19 protein-coding genes are annotated in these 20,354 nt (G+C 34.5%); 11 read left to right on the forward strand and 8 right to left on the reverse strand.

The genetic code is table 11. From position 1 onward, the window contains the following. Window positions 1-675 carry an alpha/beta hydrolase-fold protein gene (locus ABJF08_RS08835; RefSeq protein ID WP_348115781.1) on the forward strand — a complete coding sequence of 225 codons (675 nt, stop codon included), beginning with the start codon at window positions 1-3 and terminating at the stop codon, window positions 673-675. Window positions 676-706: 31 nt separating this feature from the next. Continuing rightward, the gene (locus ABJF08_RS08840; protein WP_348115782.1) at window positions 707-2,032 is read left to right on the forward strand and encodes a DEAD/DEAH box helicase; all 1,326 of its coding nucleotides are present in this window, start codon (window positions 707-709) and stop codon (window positions 2,030-2,032) included. Between the two features lie 261 nt (window positions 2,033-2,293). Here ABJF08_RS08840 and ABJF08_RS08845 read toward each other — a convergent pair whose 3' ends face one another. After that, window positions 2,294-2,809 carry a hypothetical protein gene (locus tag ABJF08_RS08845; protein ID WP_348115783.1) on the reverse strand — a complete coding sequence of 172 codons (516 nt, stop codon included), beginning with the start codon at window positions 2,807-2,809 and terminating at the stop codon, window positions 2,294-2,296. Further along, window positions 2,806-3,576, reverse strand: a complete 771-nt coding sequence (locus tag ABJF08_RS08850; RefSeq protein WP_348115784.1) for an MBL fold metallo-hydrolase — start codon at window positions 3,574-3,576, stop codon at window positions 2,806-2,808. Before ABJF08_RS08850 ends, ABJF08_RS08845 begins: the two co-directional genes overlap by 4 nt. 81 nt (window positions 3,577-3,657) lie before the next feature. Between ABJF08_RS08850 and ABJF08_RS08855 the strand changes: the two genes are divergently transcribed. Next, window positions 3,658-5,142 (forward strand): TonB-dependent receptor, encoded by a 1,485-nt coding sequence (locus tag ABJF08_RS08855; protein WP_348115786.1) that lies wholly within the window; start codon window positions 3,658-3,660, stop codon window positions 5,140-5,142. A gap of 98 nt (window positions 5,143-5,240) precedes the next feature. Here the strand turns inward: ABJF08_RS08855 and bcp are convergent, their stop codons facing one another. Next, complete coding sequence (gene bcp / locus ABJF08_RS08860) at window positions 5,241-5,690, reverse strand: thioredoxin-dependent thiol peroxidase (protein ID WP_348115787.1); 450 nt, start codon at window positions 5,688-5,690, stop codon at window positions 5,241-5,243. Window positions 5,691-5,727: 37 nt separating this feature from the next. Between bcp and nth the strand changes: the two genes are divergently transcribed. The 3 genes from nth to ABJF08_RS08875 are packed head-to-tail and all read left to right on the forward strand — an operon-like array spanning window position 5,728 to window position 7,546. After that, the gene (gene nth / locus ABJF08_RS08865; RefSeq protein ID WP_348115789.1) at window positions 5,728-6,387 is read left to right on the forward strand and encodes an endonuclease III; all 660 of its coding nucleotides are present in this window, start codon (window positions 5,728-5,730) and stop codon (window positions 6,385-6,387) included. Beyond that, a complete protein-coding gene (locus ABJF08_RS08870) occupies window positions 6,387-7,274 on the forward strand; it encodes a DUF6438 domain-containing protein (protein ID WP_348115790.1) in 888 nt (295 codons plus the stop codon). Before nth ends, ABJF08_RS08870 begins: the two co-directional genes overlap by 1 nt. After that, the gene (locus ABJF08_RS08875) at window positions 7,271-7,546 is read left to right on the forward strand and encodes a hypothetical protein (protein ID WP_348115792.1); all 276 of its coding nucleotides are present in this window, start codon (window positions 7,271-7,273) and stop codon (window positions 7,544-7,546) included. Before ABJF08_RS08870 ends, ABJF08_RS08875 begins: the two co-directional genes overlap by 4 nt. A 371-nt stretch (window positions 7,547-7,917) precedes the next feature. On the opposite strand, the gene ABJF08_RS08880 is transcribed toward ABJF08_RS08875, so the two are convergent. Together ABJF08_RS08880 and ABJF08_RS08885 are read right to left on the reverse strand one after the other, a co-directional pair. Further along, on the reverse strand, window positions 7,918-8,064 hold the full coding sequence (locus ABJF08_RS08880) for a hypothetical protein (RefSeq protein WP_348115793.1): 147 nt from the start codon (window positions 8,062-8,064) through the stop codon (window positions 7,918-7,920). Window positions 8,065-8,138: 74 nt separating this feature from the next. Further along, window positions 8,139-8,723 carry a sigma-70 family RNA polymerase sigma factor gene (locus tag ABJF08_RS08885; protein ID WP_348115794.1) on the reverse strand — a complete coding sequence of 195 codons (585 nt, stop codon included), beginning with the start codon at window positions 8,721-8,723 and terminating at the stop codon, window positions 8,139-8,141. A 207-nt stretch (window positions 8,724-8,930) separates the two neighbouring features. Here ABJF08_RS08885 and uvrA point away from each other — a divergent pair, with 207 nt between their 5' ends. From uvrA to ABJF08_RS08905, 4 genes are all read left to right on the forward strand, one after another. Then, window positions 8,931-11,732, forward strand: a complete 2,802-nt coding sequence (uvrA, locus tag ABJF08_RS08890; RefSeq protein ID WP_348115796.1) for an excinuclease ABC subunit UvrA — start codon at window positions 8,931-8,933, stop codon at window positions 11,730-11,732. Window positions 11,733-11,823: 91 nt separating this feature from the next. After that, window positions 11,824-12,900, forward strand: coding sequence for a magnesium/cobalt transporter CorA (gene corA, locus ABJF08_RS08895; RefSeq protein ID WP_348115797.1), 1,077 nt, complete (start codon window positions 11,824-11,826; stop codon window positions 12,898-12,900). After that, complete coding sequence (locus tag ABJF08_RS08900; protein ID WP_348115798.1) at window positions 12,891-14,210, forward strand: SH3 domain-containing protein; 1,320 nt, start codon at window positions 12,891-12,893, stop codon at window positions 14,208-14,210. The genes corA and ABJF08_RS08900 overlap by 10 nt, the downstream gene beginning before the upstream one ends. A 285-nt stretch (window positions 14,211-14,495) precedes the next feature. Continuing rightward, entirely contained in the window at window positions 14,496-15,056 is a 561-nt protein-coding gene (locus tag ABJF08_RS08905) for a hypothetical protein (protein WP_348115799.1), read from the forward strand. A 79-nt stretch (window positions 15,057-15,135) separates the two neighbouring features. On the opposite strand, the gene ABJF08_RS08910 is transcribed toward ABJF08_RS08905, so the two are convergent. The 3 genes from ABJF08_RS08910 to ABJF08_RS08920 all read right to left on the reverse strand — a co-directional run bounded on the left by ABJF08_RS08910 (window position 15,136) and on the right by ABJF08_RS08920 (window position 19,823). Then, window positions 15,136-16,392, reverse strand: a complete 1,257-nt coding sequence (locus ABJF08_RS08910; RefSeq protein WP_348115800.1) for an aminotransferase class I/II-fold pyridoxal phosphate-dependent enzyme — start codon at window positions 16,390-16,392, stop codon at window positions 15,136-15,138. A 202-nt stretch (window positions 16,393-16,594) separates the two neighbouring features. Continuing rightward, a complete protein-coding gene (locus ABJF08_RS08915; RefSeq protein WP_348115801.1) occupies window positions 16,595-17,635 on the reverse strand; it encodes a cysteine synthase family protein in 1,041 nt (346 codons plus the stop codon). 136 nt (window positions 17,636-17,771) lie between these two features. Beyond that, complete coding sequence (locus ABJF08_RS08920; RefSeq protein WP_348115802.1) at window positions 17,772-19,823, reverse strand: S9 family peptidase; 2,052 nt, start codon at window positions 19,821-19,823, stop codon at window positions 17,772-17,774. A gap of 146 nt (window positions 19,824-19,969) precedes the next feature. Between ABJF08_RS08920 and ABJF08_RS08925 the strand changes: the two genes are divergently transcribed. Continuing rightward, entirely contained in the window at window positions 19,970-20,293 is a 324-nt protein-coding gene (locus ABJF08_RS08925) for a YbaB/EbfC family nucleoid-associated protein (protein WP_348115803.1), read from the forward strand. The last annotated feature ends 61 nt before the right edge of the window (window positions 20,294-20,354 follow it).

Here is a 20,354-nt window from a genome sequence, read left to right on the forward strand (position 1 = left end):
GTGAATACTTCTCTTACTTTACAACATATAACGCGTCCAGCACGCAAAGAAAACGCTCCTTTACTCCTATTGCTTCACGGTTATGGTAGTAATGAAGAAGATCTATTCTCATTTGCTCCAGAGATAAGTGAAGATATTTTTATAGTATCTGCACGTGCTCCATATGACATGCAACCGCAAGGTGCAGCGTGGTATGCCATTAATTTTGACGCTGCTGGTGGTAAATTTAGCGATAACGACCAGGCTAGAGAGAGCATGATGAAAATCAACACCTTTCTAGAAGAATTAAAAGCAACGTACTCTATCGACCCTAACAACATGAATGTATTAGGCTTCAGTCAGGGCGCGATACTTTCTTATGGACTTAGCCTTTCTCAACCGGGCTTATTCCGTAATGTAGTAGCAATGAGTGGTTATATTAATGAAGATATTATTGCAGGTAGAGATGGATTAGAGGCACGCTTTCGCGAAAGCGAGATCAAAACCAACTATTTCATATCACATGGAACCGTAGATCAGGTTGTACCATATGAATGGGCAAAAAAGGCACCACAGCTTATGGACGAAATCCATGCTGATTATGTATTTAAAAATTACCCAATCGGTCACGGCGTTTCTAGAGAAAATTTCTATGACATGAAAGAGTGGCTGGAAAAAAGAGTTTTAGGCTTATAATAGTAAGTTCCCATTGATTAAAAAATCACCCATGAACAATTCCATAAAATCACGTCAGCAAATTCTAGATAAATTAGGAATTGTATCACTTAACGATATGCAGCAACAGGCGCATAGCGCTATTACAAACCATAGAGATACGGTGATCATCTCTCCTACTGGTACTGGAAAAACTCTAGCATTTTTACTGCCTGTTATAGAATTATTAAACCCATCGATTACAGAAGTACAGGCATTAATTCTGGTACCTTCTCGTGAACTTGCTATACAAATAGAGCAAGTTATAAGAGAAATGGGAACTGGTTATAAAGCAAATGCCATTTATGGTGGCCGTGCTGGAGCAAAGGACAGAGAAGATCTATCACATACTCCTACCATTCTAGTAGGAACTCCTGGTAGAATAGCCGACCATTTACGACGTGAGACCTTTGACCCTTCTTTTATTAAAACGTTGATTCTAGACGAATTTGATAAATCTCTTGAGACCGGTTTTGAAAAAGAGATGAAAGAAATAGTTTACGCACTACCTCATGTAGGTCGTAATATATTAACGTCTGCAACTTTTAAAGCTGAGGTGCCTGCATTTGTTGGTTTACAAGATCCACAGCTCTTAAAATTTGAAAAGAAAACAGATAGTATTTTACAAATTAAAACACTAGCATCTGATTCTAAAAATAGATTCTTAAATCTAGAACAAATCATTGCTCGTACTAATAAAGGTAATGGTATTATATTCTGTAATTTTAAGGATTCTATCGAGGAAGTAAGTGAGTTTCTAAACGATAAAAACATATCGCACTCCGTATTTTATGGTGGTCTAGAACAAAGAGATAGAGAACGTGCCTTGATAAAATTTAGAAATGGTACGCACCAGCTATTACTTGCTACAGATCTTGCTGCTCGTGGTATCGATGTGCCAGAATTGGATTTTATTATTCATTTTGAATTGCCTTTTCACAAAGAAGAGTTTACCCATAGAAACGGTCGTACTGCTAGAATGCATGCAGACGGTACCGCTTACATCTTACACAATAAGAAACACAAATTACCAGATTATATAGAAAATAGCACTCCATTAGAATATTCTGAACGCTTAAAAGTAGACCAAGAACAGAAATGGGAAACTCTATTTATATCTGGTGGTAGAAAAGATAAAATCTCAAAAGGAGATATTGCAGGTTTATTCTTTAAACAAGGTAATCTAGGTAAAAATGAGTTGGGTAATATCGAGTTGAAACAAGACTGTGCTTTTGTCGCAGTGCCATTTGAAAAAGCATACCAACTATGTCAGGACCTCAATAACTCTAGGATTAAGAAGCGTAAAGTGCGTATTTACAGACTTGGATTAATTGAATAATTAGATAACTTCTAATAATTTTTAATTATTACTTAGGAATTTTATTTCTAAGTAATAGATCAATACAATTAAGAAAACTCCCATAAACCCATTGTGAAATCTATCTAGCGCTATGATTCTTTTTTTAATTCTAAAAAGACGAAAGAAATTATCAAGTATCGATGGCAATCCCTTATAAGTAGCCTAAAAGAAATACAAACTGAATAGAATAAAAAGTATCTGTAAAAGTCTGTAACTCATAAATGGATTTTAAATACTTACCTACTTCCTATTTCTATCATACAAAACAGAAGTTACTGTTTCCATAGTTACATTTTTATCTGCGTCAAAGTCGTAGCGTATGAGCACATCACCCCAGCGATCGTTATCAGTAAAGTTAGCTAGTACCCATTTATGATTGATAAATTTTGTGTCGATAATTCTAAAACCACGACCTTGTCCCTCATATGGTACTAAAGGGTTTCCATTAGGTTTTACATTAAGGTCTAAAAGCTCTTCACCTATTATATACTCTACCTCTTTAGGTGTAAGTCCTATATTGAATAGATAGTTTTCGGCCTCTGGGTTTCCTTTAAGAGAAAAAACAGAGTTCTCGTAATCTTCTTTATACGGGACAGATTCTGCTTCTTTTCTAGCCTGGTCTTTTTTGTAAACCTCAGTTCTTAGGCTTTTTACTTGATCTTCTAATTTCTCTTGATATTTTCTACCATTTACATAGATAACTAGTGCTATAAGTGATGCAAAGATGAACAGGTATAAATAGATGCTTTTTTTCAATGTGATATAATTTGAAGGTTATCGTATGCCAAAAATACATTTTCAGGAAGTGTTTTCTCAACTTCTTCATGAAAACCTAAGTGATGACTTATGTGTGTAAAGTAAGTACGTTTAGGTTGTAATTCCCTTACTAATTCTAATGCTTCTTCTAGATTAAGATGTGTTGCGTGCGCTTCTACTCGCAACATATTAAGAATAAGGACGTCTAAGTTTTTAAGCTTCTCTTTTTCGCCCTGAGCGATAGTCTTAACATCTGTCATGTAAGCAAAATCGCCTATTCTAAATCCATGAACTGGTATATATCCATGGTCTGCGAGGACCGGTGTTATCTGTATACCTTCTATATGAAAAGGCTCATTTTCAAATTCATGAACATCTAGAGTTGCCACGCCTGGATATTTATTTACCGTAGTAAAAATATAACTGAAACGCTCTTGCAACGCTTTATGAACGCGTGCCGTCATATGACATTGTAGATTTCCCTGTCTAAAATAAAAAGGTCTTAAATCGTCCAGTCCTGCGGTATGGTCTGCATGTTCATGAGTAAAAAGCAGTGCATCTATGCTAGAAATACCTTGTGTAAGCATTTGCTGACGGAAATCTGGACCGCAATCTATTATAAATCGTTTATCATTTACCTCTATCATCGCACTTACCCTAAGACGCTTGTCCCTAGAATCCTTACTTAAACACACTGGATGTGAGCTACCTATAACAGGAATACCTTGTGAAGTGCCTGTTCCTAAAACCGTAATTTTTACTTCCATAATTGTTTTATAAAAGTATTGATATTTTTTCATTTAAGTACGGCTGTTTGCTACCTTTGTGAGAACAGCAAAAGATATATAATGGGAATTACCTTACCAGGAGATCATGATTTTGAATCAGTTCCGTCTATCAAGAATAAAGTTTTAAGAATTAACCTGAACCGTAATATTTACGGAACCTTTGCTGAAATAGGCGCTGGACAGGAAACCGTACGACAGTTCTTTAGAGCTGGTGGTGCCTCTGGTACTATTGCAAAAGCAATGAGTGCTTATGATAAGGACTTTTCTGACTCCATTTATGGTGTACAAGATGACGGCCGTTATGTGACAGAATCTCGTTTAAAGAAGATGTTACAGCACGAATCTAATCTTATAGAAGAAAGACTATCCAGAGAAAAACACCCAGAAAAATTATTCTTCACCTATGCAAATACGGTAGCAACTATAGATTTTGCAAAGCGTTATTTAGGTCACGGATGGGTAGGAATAAGATTCCAAGCCTCTCCAGAAGAAGAGTATTCTGAGATTATTCTTCACGTTCGTTTTAAAGAACGCGATGCCCGTTTACAACAAATAACACTGGGTATTTTAGGTACTAACCTTATATATGGTGCTTTTTACAAGCACGACAACCCTAGAAAATTATTAGAATATTTATACGATCATATCGATAAGGATAAGATTGAGATAGATATGATTAACTTTTCTGGACCACGATTTAAGCAAGTTGATAACCGTTTAATGAGTTTACAACTTCTTAAACATGGTATGACAGAGGCTGTCATGTTCGGCCCAGATGGTAATAATATATTAAGTGCACGTATTCTTTATAAAAAGAATGTACTAGCGTTGCGAGGTAGTTTCCGTCCGGTGACTAAGGTGAACATGGATATGTTTGAAACCGCACGCCGCAGATTCTTAAAATCTGGAACTGTAAAAGAAGAAAATGTAGAAACCATTTTTGAAATTACTCTTTCTAACTTAAGATCTCAAGGAGAGATAGATGAAGAAGATTTCATGCACAGAGCAGAATTGTTGTGTTCTCTAGGACAGACAGTTATGATATCTAACTTTAAGGAGTACTATAAGTTAGTAGAATACTTTAACAACTATACAAAAGCACGTATAGGACTGGTAATGGGTGTGAATAATCTAGTAGAGATTTTTGATACAAAATACTATACTCATTTAAGTGGTGGTATTCTAGAAGCCTTTGGAAAACTATTCTTTAAAGACCTGAGAGTATATTTATACCCTATGCTAGATAAAGAAACTGGCGAACTTACTACAAGTGAAAACCTAAAAGTACACCCACGTATGAAGGAACTTTATAAGTTCTTTAAATACAATGGTAAGCTTAAAGATCTAGAAGATTACAATCCAGAAATACTTCACATATTTTCTAGAGAAGTATTGCGCATGATAGATGCAAATGAAGACGGATGGAAAGAAATGCTTCCTAAAGGTATACCAGCATTAATGGAAGAAGAGAACCTCTTTGGTTGTAATAATAAATTACCTGCTCATAAAGATGCCGACTCTCAAATAGAAGACGCACCTTTATAGTGTGAGTAAACAAAAAGTATAAACCCCAAATGGTTGATAAAGCTCAACTATTTGGGGTTTTATTATTTTAATGAATCATCATTAATAAGGTGATATCCTTATAAGATTTGAGCTGCATGATCCTTAGTCTTTACTTTCCCTATCACATCGGTAATTACACCATTTTCATCAATAACAAATGTAGTGCGGTGAATACCGTCGTATTCTTTACCCATAAACTTTTTAGGTCCCCAAACTTGAAATGCATTTAACAACTTGTGATCTTCGTCTGCAAGAAGGTCATATGGCAGTTCATATTTAGTTTGAAAATTCTTCTGTCTTTTAGGACTATCTGCACTAGCGCCTAGTATTTCATAACCGCTTGCGCGAAAACGATCTATGTTATCCCTTAAATTACACGCCTCGGCAGTACAACCAGGCGTACTTGCTTTAGGGTAAAAGAATAAAACCAATTTCTTACCTGAGAAGTCAGATAAAGAAACCGTTTGCTCATCTTGATTAAGAACCGAAAAATCTGGAGCCTTATCTCCTACTTTTAATGAAGTCATATCGTATTTTTGAATGAATTAAAGCATAAAGATAGGAATGAACAAATCAGAAAAAGTTGAATTTATCATAAATAAATTAGCAGAGTTATATCCAGAGATTCCTATACCGCTAGATCATACCAGTCCTTACACCTTATTGATAGCGGTTTTAATGAGTGCTCAAAGTACAGATGTACGTGTTAACCAAATAACTCCACTCCTATTTGATCGTGCAGATAATCCCTATGATATGGTAAAACTATCTGTCGACGAGATACGTGAGATCATAAAACCAGTAGGACTGTCACCCATGAAAGCAAAAGGTATACACGGCCTATCACAAATTTTAATTGATAAACACAACGGTATTGTACCTAGAACCTATGAAGAGCTAGAAGAGTTCCCTGCAGTAGGACATAAAACTGCTGCTGTTGTTATGGCACAATCCTTCGGCATACCTACATTTCCTGTGGACACGCACATACACCGATTAATGTATCGCTGGAATCTTACAAATGGTAAAAACGTTGTGCAAACAGAAAAAGATGCAAAACGCCTCTTCCCAGAAGAAGTATGGAACGACCTACATCTTCAGATCATTTGGTACGGTCGTGAATACAGTCCTGCACGCGGTTGGGATCTAGAAAAAGATATCATCACAAAAACTGTAGGTAGAAAAACGGTTCTTGATGAGTATTATAAGAAGTTGAAGAAGTAATGAAGCCATTCATAGCAATTTTAATACTTGTTCTTATAAGTAGCTGTTCTTCCCAAGAGAAAAGTATTCAAGCCTTAAATACAAATAGAGAAGTTACTAGGTTCTTAAAAAAAAATGTAGACAGGTGTTATACATTTAAGGAAGTATTTAACCGAGAAAAAGAACTTGATCTGGAAGATTTTAAAGACTTTGTAAAAAAAGCAGACTTAAACAATGATGGAACAATAGATCTATTAGTTGATAGCTTTTATGGTGACCCTATAATTGTTTTAGCAAAACCTGATGGCCTCTATAAAGAAATAAGTATAGATTTAAATTCTAACACACCTGATTCACAAGATCAGTATACCAGGATAGACAGTATAACTACTATAAATAAACAAACTGTATTCTTAACTAGCTTAATGAATATTAATTTTAATTCTAAAGAATCAAATACAGACACTTTGATAAAGACTGATACTCTAATTATAAAATTTGATGAATTATTAAGTTATGAGAACACTTCCCATAATTTTAAAAAAATTGAAAATATTATTTTTCAAACAGATAATTGCTATGGACTTTGTCCCGTTTTTAAATTAGAAATTCAAAAGGATGGTAACATTAGTTACACCGGTATTGAACACACAGAGTTCTTAGGTAAATTAAATAGTACAATTGACAGCCAAGAATTAATTGAACTGTTTGGAATTATTGAATATTCACTTATTTACAAATTAGAAAATGATTATTCTATAAACTGGACACATTATCAGACTGGTAATTTAAAAATCAACTACTTAGATGGTAGTATCAAAGAAATTAGAGATTATGGTTTACAAGGAACAAGAGAACTTCGTTTAATTTACGATCGTTTATTTGAAATAAATAAAAATATGAAATGAATAACTACTTAGAAAACCTAACATCGTTTCATTACCCCTTTATAACTATTGTTATCATATGGCTCGCAATTACTATCTATGCCTCTAAATATGCTAAGCCTAATAGCTGGATCTCAAAACTAGGAATGAGTTTAGGTAATAAAGTAGGTCCAAAATGCGCCACTAAGTTACCTATAGTAAGAAAACCCAAGAATAAGGATCAAGCGATGTTCGGTGGTTGGAATTGTAAAAATTGCGGTATTGAAATAGATAAATATGGTAAAGAGTTATAATTATAAAACAATTCATTAAAAAGAATAATAGAACTACAACAAAACATGTTATTGTGAATACACCCTTTGCCTATCGGCATTTCCCTCAAGGTAAAGAGCTGGACGATGAGCAAAGCTAGCAACCAAAAGGGTTTTACGGTTGGGTTATCAAAAAAGTAAGGAAAAGATTTAAAGCGATTCCCCTATGCAACGGAATGACAGTAACAAATCGCGCATCGAGTGCGACATATCAGGTTATTAAATGGGTTATGATCTGGTATCTACCTCTCTTTCGCGAAAGCGAAAACACAACAAATAAAAAAATCCACTTTCAAAAAATTGAAAATGAATTTTTCTGTTTTAAAACAACAGCTAGCACTAGGCTCATAATGCTAATTGTTAAATGTCTCAAAAGTCATGTTTTTATACTGAGTAACATTTAATGCTTTTGAGTAACTAAGTAAAAAATTGATAGTTTCTTGTTTGGGTCCTGTAGGTTTCACTGGTTCAGGGAATGATTCATTGTAAAGTTTTGCCATGTGCTAGTAAGTTTATTTTTCAATTAAACGCACTTTTCAAAACTATATTATAAGGAATGACCAGAAAAAGTTATTTATCTTGTTAATACGATATTATGCTTATCAATTACTTTACGCAAGTTAATTAATGCATATCGCATTCTCCCTAACGCTGTGTTGATACTAACGTCTGTAGACTCGGCTATTTCTTTAAATGACATCTCTTTAAAGATGCGCATAGTAAGTACTTCTTTTTGATCTTCTGGCAGCTCTTCTACTAGACGCCTTACATCTTCATGCACCTGACTGGTAATCATGTCAAATTCCATACTCTCTTCTCCATCACTTATTACATCAAAAATATCAAAGTCATTACGAGATTGAAATTTAGGCATGCGTTTATTACGACGGAAATGGTCAATAACTAGATTGTGTGCAATACGCATTACCCAAGGAAGAAATTTACCTTCTTCATTGTACTTTCCCTTTTTAAGGGTGCGTATAACTTTTATAAACGTATCTTGAAATATATCTTCCGTAATGTCGCGATCCATTACTTTAGAAAAAATAAAACTGTAGATTCTTTGCTTGTGACGTACGATAAGAGTTTCTAATCCCTTTTCATTACCTTCCATATACTGCCTTACTAGCGCAGCATCTTGTACATTTTCTAATTTCATATTATAACAACTTAAGTGACCTCAGATAGAGCCTTTGATCAGATTTTTTAAAGTAATGTTATAGTATAAGCAGTGTGTTTAGAAATTGTTATCGGGCTAAATATACCAACATTTATTCCACAAATACAAAAAGTGACAACATTTTTTAACATTTTTATTGCAATAAACGATTTTTTGAAGGACAAAGTCCCTCTTATCTTTGTAGTTATGCCAGAAACAAAATTGTTTGCCGATATAGACCAGTTAAGCCCTAAGGAGAATATTCTTATTAAAGGTGCACAACTTCACAACCTTAAAGATCTAGATGCCGTTATCCCTAGAAATAAACTCGTCGTTATAACCGGTTTATCTGGTAGTGGTAAGTCTTCGCTAGCTTTTGACACGCTTTATGCAGAAGGTCAACGTCGTTATGTAGAAAGTCTTTCTTCTTATGCAAGACAGTTTTTAGGACGTTTAAATAAGCCTAAAGTAGAATATATAAAAGGTATTGCTCCTGCCATAGCCATTGAGCAAAAAGTAAATTCTACTAACCCTAGATCTACCGTAGGAACTACTACAGAGATTTATGATTATTTAAAATTATTATTTGCTCGTATAGGTCGCACCTACTCACCTATCTCTGGTGACGAGGTTAAAAAAGACACTGTAACCGACGTTGTAAATTATGTAAAACAACAGGACGAAGGATCTAAGCTGCTATTAACTACCAGACTTATAGTTAAAGGTAAACGTGATATTGCTGCACAACTGCAGGTACTCTTACAACAAGGTTTTACACGTATAAAAATAAACGACAGCGTACATAGAATAGACGAAGAAGATTTGACTTATTCTAAAAAAGACGAAGTAAAAATAGTCATAGACCGTATCATCGTACGAGATAATGAAGATTTCTATAATCGACTAGCAGATGCTATTGATACTGCTTTTTTTGAAGGAAAAGGTGTCGCGTTTATAGAACATATGGACGGCAGTAAAGTGCGCGAGTTCACTAATAAATTTGAACTAGACGGCATAGAATTTTTAGAGCCTAATCCGCATTTGTTTAGTTTTAATAATCCTTATGGTGCTTGTCCTAGATGTGAAGGTTATGGAGATGTGATAGGTATAGATGCAGACCTCGTTATTCCTAACACAGCACTGTCTATTTACGAGCAAGCCGTTTTTCCATGGCGTGGTGAGAGTATGTCCTTTTATAACAACCAGCTTATTAAGAGTGCTAGTAAATTTGACTTTCCTATTCACCGACCATGGTTTGAGCTTACTGAAAAGCAAAAACGACTGGTTTGGGATGGAAACAAATACTTTGAAGGTATTCATTCCTTTTTTGAAGAACTAGAAGCAAAAGCCTACAAGATCCAGAATCGTGTCATGTTATCTCGATACCGTGGTAAAACTAAATGTAGCAACTGTAATGGCGCTAGATTAAGAAAAGAAGCAGACTATGTAAAAATAGCCGACACGACCATTACAGACCTTGTGACGCTGCCTATTAAGGAATTAGTGCAGTTTTTTAAAGATCTAGAATTAAACGATCACGATCAACAAATCGCAAAACGTTTACTCATCGAGATCAATAATAGACTTGCTTTTTTATCTGATGTAGGGCTAGATTACTTAACCCTTAATCGTAAATCTAACAGTCTATCTGGTGGTGAGTCTCAACGTATTAATCTAGCGACATCATTAGGTAGTAGTCTGGTAGGTAGTATGTATATTTTAGATGAGCCTAGTATAGGTCTCCATCCACGAGATACAAAAAGGTTAATCAAAGTTCTCAAGAATTTACGTGATTTAGGAAATACAGTCATCGTCGTGGAGCATGATGAAGAAATCATGCAAGCAGCAGACCAGATCATAGACATAGGTCCAGAGGCTGGTACTCATGGTGGTGAAGTTGTTGCTGCAGGGACATTAGATGAGATCTTAAAATCTGACAGTCTTACTGCAAAGTATTTGAATGGATCTATGGAGATTCCGCTTCCGCGAAAGCGAAGACCTAACAAGTATTATATAGATATAAAAGGTGCCAGACAGAATAACCTACAGAATATAGATGTGCGTTTTCCACTAGGTGTTTTAACCATGGTAACCGGCGTTTCTGGTAGTGGGAAATCTACTCTTGTAAAGCAAATTTTATATCCAGCTATCTTAAAAAAGCTAGGTGGTTATGGTAAAAAAGCTGGACAGTTTACAGGAATATCTGGAAAGTTTGAAAATGTAAAAACGGTAGAATTTATTGATCAAAACCCTATAGGTCGCAGCTCTAGATCTAATCCTGTAACCTATATCAAAGCTTATGATGACATACGTAATCTATTTGCAAATGAGAAAGTTGCAAAGATAAGAAACTACAAACCTAAACATTTTTCTTTTAACGTAGATGGTGGTAGATGTGAGACTTGTAAAGGAGATGGTGAGGTAACCATCGAGATGCAATTCATGGCAGACGTTACTCTTAAATGTGAAACCTGTAATGGTAAACGTTTTAAGAAAGAGATTCTAGAAGTGAAGTTTCATGATAAGAATATAGACGATGTTCTCAACTTAACTATTAACGATGCAATAGCATTTTTTAATACGAATAAAGAAGCTAAGATCACAAGAAAACTGCAACCGTTACAAGATGTAGGGTTAGGATATGTAACCTTAGGACAAAGCTCTTCTACTCTATCTGGTGGAGAAGCGCAGCGTATTAAATTGGCTAGTTTCTTAGTAAAAGGAACTACGTCAGATAAAACACTTTTCATATTTGATGAGCCTACTACAGGACTTCATTTCCATGATATCAATAAATTATTAGATAGTTTTAATGCATTAATAGAAAAAGGGCACTCTGTAATTGTGATAGAACACAACATGGATCTAGTAAAATGTGCTGATTATGTAATAGATCTAGGCCCAGAAGGTGGTAAACTAGGTGGTAAACTAGTGGCTGCAGGAACTCCAGAAGAAGTCGCTAAGATTAAAGACAGCTATACCGCTCCTTACCTGGCAGAAAAATTATAATATAACAGACTCTCGTTCATTATAAACGAGTGCGATTTATTCAGCTTAAACTTATTACATTTGATTAAGTCTGCATTCTAACAGCATATTCATGAAAAAGCCTCATATAAGATTGCGCCGTAAAGCGACACCTAAGTCACGAACTAGCGTATTCCAGCCACCTGGTACTATTTCTTATGTAGGAGATGATAGATCTGGTAAGGTCACAGCAGAAACTATTTTATACGATGAGAACCATTTTTCTAAGCAAGATGGTATATTCTTAGATCAATTAAAGGAAGATCGCGTTAACTGGTTTAATATCGATGGTGTCCATGACATTGATATACTAGAGAAAATAGGTAGTAAATTTCAGTTACACCATTTATTATTAGAAGACATAGCAAATACTACGCAACGTCCTAAAACTGAATTTTACGGAAAATATATTTATCAATGTATTAAAATGATTTCTTATGACGCAAATAGTCATGAACTTAATGAAGAACAAGTAAGCTTAATACTTACTGAAGATGCTGTTATAACTTTCCAAGAAAAGACAGGAGATGTTTTTGAAAACATTAGAGATCGTATCGAGAACAGTCGTGGTCGCATTAGATCTGTTAAAAGTGATTATTTATTCTATGCTCTTATAGATAGTATTATAGACCACTACTTTATAGCTATAGAACAAATAGGAGATTACCTCGATCATCTAGAAGATGAAATTTTTGAAAATCCACAAAAGGATTCTCTAAATAAAGCACAGAAAAATAAAAGGATGTTGCTTCAACTGCGTCGCGCTATTTTCCCTTTAAGAGAATCTATTTCTAGATTACTTAAAGAAGATAGTACACTTATAGATTCTAGAACACATGCCTATTTTCAAGATGCTTATGATCACTGTATTCAAATTATAGAAACGGTAGAATCCTATAGAGAAATTAATGCAGGATTGCGTGATATGTATTTATCTAGTGTAAGTCATAAGATGAATCAAATCATGCAGGTTCTTACTATCATGTCTTCCATATTTATACCTCTTACTTTTCTAGCAGGTATCTACGGAATGAATTTACCCAACATGCCAGAAATGGGATGGGAAAATTCTTATAGTTATTTCTGGATTGCCTGTGGTGTCATATTCTTTTCATTATTAGGTTTTTTTAAGTGGAAAAAATGGCTCTAGGATTTTCTATACCTGTAAAAATTGTTTTTACGACCTTCATCCTACTTGTGATTTTAAGTTGTAAAAATCAATCACAGGAAATGGAGATTGCTCTAAAAGATATTTCTTTAAACGGAAATACACTTACATTAGGATTCGATAATGAACCAACTAGAAGTTCCCAAATAACACCTATACAAGACAAAATCTATAAATATGTCGATGCACCTTCTGGTTTAAATTTTAGAGATGCGCCTAAAGGTAAAGTACTTGGCAAATTTCCAGATAATTATAGGTTAGAAATTCTTGAAGTAACAAATATTACTAGCATTGTTAAAGATGGGAATAAAGAAATCTCTGGCTCATGGGTAAAGGTTACCACTGGTCGCGTAATAGGCTATGTATTTGATGGTTTTTTATCAGATAACTATAAAGAGATAACATATGAAAACAACATTAACGATCTCTCTATTCTTACCATGGACAGTTATGAAAAGAAAAACGATGTGACTATTCCATTTATATCCTTAACAGATGGTTATTGGGCTAATCGTTTTCCTAAAGTTCTAGAAGAATTTCAAAATGAATCCAGAACAGACGATGACGAAAAGCAAAACGAAATCTATTACCATTTAAAAGGTAAAGAAAGAGTCACTTTTTTAAACAATAGAGAGATCAAAGAATCCGATTTTTTATTCATTTATAACTATCAAACAGATCAATTAAAACAATTTAACGTAAAAGATGTACCTCTTTTTACTCATCAAAGTATTTATGGTGGTGGTGATTATCTTACCGGTTTTGACCTAGAAGGATTAATAGAAACTACTAACTACTCCTATTATAATTCTTTTGCACATGTCGGTAAAGAAAATCCTTTCCTGACTAATTCAATAAGTAGCATCAATTGGAAAACTCTAGATACAAGTAAGGTGCCTAAAATTGAATTGGCTTATGGAGAGTTTTTTAAATCTACTCAATACGATATACAAGTAGCCTATCACTATGTAATAGATAACAACGATTACTATTACACACGTAACAGCTTTGAAAATGGAACCTACACGGCAGACTACATATTTGCATTATCTCCAGCTAAAAAGGTATTATACATGACAGAAGTAACTGACAGCGAAAGTCAAAGCCCTTCCTTATACCTTCAAGAGGACATGGAACTGCCAAAAGAGCCGAATCATTATGCTGGCAGATTATTTAAAGATAAACCACCAGTTATTTTTGGACTTTACTATAATAGTTTTGGTTGTCCATTTATCGCATTTTTAGACGATAAAGAACATGTTATTTATATACAATGTGATAATAGACACTAAAGGTTAAAGAAATAAATCATTATTGATAACAGAAGACCACTAATTTTTAGAATATGACAATATGTATCAAAATATATTATGCGCGCATAATACTTTGGCACGCGTATTGCTTTAAAGGTTATGAAGGTTAACAAGAGTAATTTTCAAAAGTTTTTTGGTTGGTTAGTAAGAATTCCTGAGTTATCATCTTGATAGCTCGGGATTCTTCATTTTAAGACAATTTGCACTTAATGCCGAAAATAAATCTATTCCGATAACTATTTAAATAATAACTACTTTTGATACATGAAACAAATAATCAGCATAGCCTTACTCCTATTAATCATAAGTTGTAAAACAGATTCAGAAAAAACTGTTGTAGTAAAAGAAGTATTAACAGAAGAGGTAAAAAAAGAACTCATTTTTCCTGATGACTTTTTAGGTATTTATAAGGGGAATCTAGTAAACACAACCAGTAATGGATTAGAAGATATTCCTATGGAATTTCATTTACTTGCTACTGCTGATAGTTTAAGATATGATTATAAAATATTTTACGGTGCAGAACGAGAAGAAAGAGCCTATAATCTTATACAGACAGGAAATAAGAATATTTATGAACTGGATGAAAATAACGGTATCATACTACCTATAGCTCAATCTAAAAATACATTGTTCAGCACCTACGAGGTCGCAGGTAATTTAATAAACAACAGTGAGGTATTTTATGAAGACCGTATGGACTTTATGATAACCATGTCTAGTCTAGAAAACAAAGAAGAAACAGGAGAATCTGCTGGTTACAAAGTAAACAGTTATCCTATTTTAGTTATGCAGCAGGCTACGCTTTATAAAATTAATGAGTAGTAAATCGCATTAAATACTAAACATAAAAAAAAGTCCTGTTTACACAGGACTTTTTTTATACATATAATCTAGTTATCACTTATGCAAACGCAGCAGCGACACTAGCACTTAATCTTTTATAAACACCACTATCTAGACGTTCACGTATACCTTCAAAGGCAGTTAAGGTCTCCTCTATGTCTGCCATAGTGTGAGATGCAGTAGGAATTAATCTCAATAAGATTAGCCCTTTAGGTATAACTGGATATACAACTATAGAACAAAAGACACCAAAGTTTTCACGTAAATCTTTAACTAGAGCCATAGCTTCAGGGATACTACCTTTAAGATAAACTGGTGTTACACACGATTGAGTAGTACCTATATCAAAACCACGGTCCTTAAGTCCGCTCTGTAATGCATTTACATTTTCCCATAGCTTATCTTTAAGCTCTGGCATAGTACGTAACATATCTAGACGTTTTAAAGCTCCCACTACAAGTTGTGATTGTAAAGACTTTGCAAACATTTGAGAACGCAAGTTATATTTTAAGTAATCGATTATTTCTTTATCAGCTGCAATAAAAGCACCTGTACTCGCTAGAGATTTTGCAAATGTTGCAAAGTACACATCTATTTGATCCTGTACACCTTGCTCCTCACCTGCTCCAGCACCAGTTTTACCTAGAGTACCAAAACCATGTGCATCATCTACAAATAGCCTGAAGTTATACTTTTCTTTAAGAGCAACTATTTCTTTTAATTTTCCTTGCTCTCCACGCATTCCAAAAACACCTTCAGAAATCACAAGAATTCCTCCACCAGTTTGTTCAGCTATTTTAGTAGCACGTTGAAGGTTCTTCTCTATGCTTTCTAAATCATTATGCTTATAAGTAAAACGCTTACCGTGATGTAAACGTACACCGTCAATGATACACGCATGTGCATCTACATCGTAAACAATAACGTCATCTTTAGAAACTAAAGCATCTACAGTAGACACCATTCCTTGATAACCAAAATTCAATAAATAAGCAGCTTCTTTATCTACAAATTCTGCAAGCTCATTTTGTAGTTGTTCATGAAGATCAGTATGACCACTCATCATACGTGCACCCATAGGATAAGCACTTCCATACTCAGCACCAGCCTCTGCATCTACCTTTCTTACCTCTGGATGATTTGCTAATCCTAAATAATCGTTAACACTCCAAGTAATCACTTCTCTACCGTTAAATTGCATACGGTTAGAAATAGGTCCTTCTAACTTAGGAAACACAAAATATCCTTCAGCTACACTCGCCCATTTCCCTAGTGGTCCCTTGTCCTTGTATATTTTATCAAATAAATCTTTCATATCACTAATTAAGCTGACAAATATACGACTTTCGCAGCAATTCATCTATAGATTATGCGTGCATAGTATTTTGTAATTTGTTAATAATGTGTTGAAGAATATATAGTTAGAAACAGATATCGCTTTCGCGAAAGCGTAATAAAAAACAAAACCCTAATCTTTTATGGATTAGGGTTTTATATTAAAAATACGTTAAAGAATATTACTTAATGTATTCAATATGTTGTTGATCTGCAGTTGATTTTGAATCAAAAAAGCCTTGATCCTGCATCCACTCATCATTATAAATTTTACTCATGTAACGAGATCCGTGATCTGGAAAAATAATTACCACATTAGAATTCTCATCAAAAACACCTTCAGCAGCTAGTTGCTTAGTCGCTTGTAATGCAGCACCACTTGTATATCCTACAAATAGACCTTCTGTTTGAGATATATAACGTGCTGTATGAGCAGCCTCTTCGTCCTTCACCTTTGTAAAACTATCGATAGCATCAAAATCTGTCGCAGTTGGGATTAAGTTTTTACCTAATCCTTCTATACGGTAAGGATAAATTTCATCCTTATCAAATTCTTGAGTTTCATGATATTTTTTAAGAACACTACCGTAAGCATCAACTCCTAAGATTTGAATATTAGGATTTTGTTCTTTTAAGAAACGTGCCGTACCTGATATGGTACCACCTGTACCACTACAGGCTACTAAATGTGTAATCTCTCCAGCAGTCTGGTTCCATATTTCTGGACCAGTAGATAAGTAATGAGCCTCCATATTCAACTCATTAAAATACTGATTGATATAGATGCTGTTCTTAATTTCATCATGCAAGCGCTTTGCTACTTGATAATAACTACGTGGGTCGTCTGCACTTACATTTGCTGGACACACATAAACTTTGGCACCCATAGACTTTAACATATCTATTTTATCTGCACTAGATTTTGAACTTACTGCTAGAATACAGTCGTATCCTTTTATGCGGCTTACCATTGCGATACTAAAACCTGTGTTACCAGATGTTGTTTCTATTATAGTATCTCCAGGTTTAAGAATTCCCTTGCGCTCTGCCTCTTCAATAATATGAAGAGCGATACGATCTTTTGAAGAATGTCCTGGGTTAAAAGCCTCTACTTTGGCGTAATAATTACCTGGAAAATTTTCTACTGTTTTAGAAAGTTTTATAAGAGGTGTCTCTCCTATTAATTCCAATACATTATTGTACGCTTTGATATTGTCGCTCATATATAGGGTTTTGTTAAGAACCTGTACTGCGTTAGACTACCATTTTAGGAAAAGGTTGCATCCTAACTTTACAGAACCTGTTCTTTTGCACTTTAAATTTTAGCACAAAAACTTTGCAAATTTACACAAAAAAAAACTAGTTGTTAATATTTTCTAAATCTAATAAAAAAGCAAAATCTATAGCAACCTCTTTTAAAGCATCATACCTTCCTGATGCTCCACTGTGACCACTAGAAAGATCTGTTTTAAATAACAATAAATGATCATCCTTTTTAAGCTCTCTTAGCTTTGCTACCCATTTTGCAGGTTCCCAGTACTGTACCTGTGAGTCGTGGTAACCTGTTGTTACTAACATATTGGGATACGACTGCGCAACCACCTGATCATATGGAGAGTAACTTAACATATACTCATAACTATCTTTATTATTAGGATTTCCCCACTCGTCGTACTCACCTGTAGTAAGTGGTATACTATCATCTAGCATGGTAGTTACTACATCTACAAATGGTACGGCACTTAAAATACCGTTATAAAGTTCTGGTGCCATATTAATTATAGCTCCCATAAGAAGTCCTCCTGCACTACCGCCTGAGGCGTATAAGTGTTTTGAAGTTGTATATTTTTCTTCTATTAAAAATTTACTACAGGCTATAAAATCAGTAAATGTATTGCGTTTTTGAAACATCTTACCTGTCTCATACCATTCACGTCCTAGGTATTCTCCACCACGTATGTGTGCAATAGCAAATACAAAACCACGGTCTAATAAACTTAATCTGGATATAGAAAAATAAGGGTCTATCGTACTTCCATAACTACCGTACCCATACTGTAATAAAGGATTACCGTCTGGTTTTTTCTTATCTTTTCTGTACACTAAACTGATAGGCACTTTTACACCATCTACCGCAGTAGCCCATACACGCTCAGACACATAGTTATCTGGGTTAAAGCTAGGGTCTTCTATAGGTTGTGTTTTAAGTACTATTTCTTCTCTAGTTTCCATATCAAACTCTATAACCGACGGTGGTGTGGTCATAGAATTATAATTGTAACGCAATTTATTAGTCTTAAACTGAAAGTTTGCACTAGTAAAAGCTGTATAGGTCTCATTACTAAAAGGCAAGAAATAATCTACTGTATTATCCCATGCTTTAATTCTTATGCGATTTAAACCGTTAAAACGGTCTGATATGACAAAGTAATTCTCAAAAAGGTCAAAATCTTCTAGAAGCACCTCTGGATCATGAGCAATAAAATCCTCCCAATTCTCCATTTGTGGGGTCTCGATAGCGGTTTTCATGATTTTAAAGTTAGTCGCCTCATCTTTATTAGTCATGATATAGAAACTATCTTTATAATGCGACACACTATATTCCATGTCTGGCAGGCGTTCTTGGACTAACTTAAACTCACTATCTGGCTGGTCTGCATCGATAAATCGAACCTCGTCAGATAATGTTGCAGAAGATTTGATCATGATAAAGCGCTCTGACATCGTTTTGTAGACAAAACAATTAAAAATCTCGTCCTTTTCTTCAAATATCAATTGGTTAGACGCAGCTGGCTCACCTAATTCATATTTATAAATCTTATCGGCACGCAGTGTTTGCTGGTCTTTACGAGTAAAGAATAAGGTTTTATTATCATTTGCCCATACAGAACCACCTGTTGTTAATTCCAGAAAATTTTCAAAAACCTCACCAGTCTCCAGGTTTTTAATATAGATGGTATACTCACGACGTCCTTTAGTATCTACTCCATAGGCTACTAATTTATTATCGGGAGAAATATTCATAGAGGTAAGTTTATAATACTCATTCCCTACTGCCATTTCATTTACATTAAAAAGCAATTCTTGCTCTTCACTGCCATCCTTACGCCTGTAATAATATGGGTAACTTTCTCCTGTTTCCATCTTACTGATATACCAGTATCCGTTTAATAAATAAGGAACAGACTCGTCGTCTTCTTTTATGCGTCCTTTGATTTCATTAAAAAGATCGTCCTTTAATTGATTTGTATGTGCAGTACTGGCATCATAATAATCATTTTCTCTTTTTAAATAATCGATCACTTCTGGAGCGTCACGCTCTGTCATCCAGTGGTAGTTATCTATTCTTTGATGTCCATGCATGTCATGAACGTGAGATATTTTCTTTGCAATCGGAGCTTTAGGAGCCATATAAATCTTAAAATTAAAAAGCATTGCAAGATATAAAATAGCTTTCCATTTGCTACTATAGTTAGTAGAGAGTTATTTTTGTTCTCGCTTTCGCGAAAGCGGAATTACAACAAACATTTTACACATTTAATTAAAAAAGAAAAATTATGTTCGGAGATATGATGGGAATGATGGGAAAACTGAAGGAGACCCAAGCAAAAGTGGAAGAAACAAAAAAGAGAATGGAGACTGTTCTTATAGACGAGCAATCAAGTGATGGCTTATTAAAAGTAACGGTAACTGCTAGTCGTCAAATTAAAAATGTAACTGTCGATCCAGAACTTCTGGAAGATAAAGAGCAGCTAGAAGATTATCTAGTTATGGTAACTAATAAAGCGCTTGCCAAAGCTGAAGAAATTTATGAAACTGAAGTAGCTGCAGTTGCCAAAGATGGAATGCCTAACATACCTGGAATGGACATGTTTAAATAATTTTCTGAATTTTATAGCATAAAAAAAGGGCTGTTCTCTTAATAAGAACAGCCCTTTTTAT

The sequence above is a fragment of the Nonlabens sp. genome, assembly GCF_039941875.1.
In the GTDB taxonomy this organism is placed as follows: domain Bacteria; phylum Bacteroidota; class Bacteroidia; order Flavobacteriales; family Flavobacteriaceae; genus Nonlabens.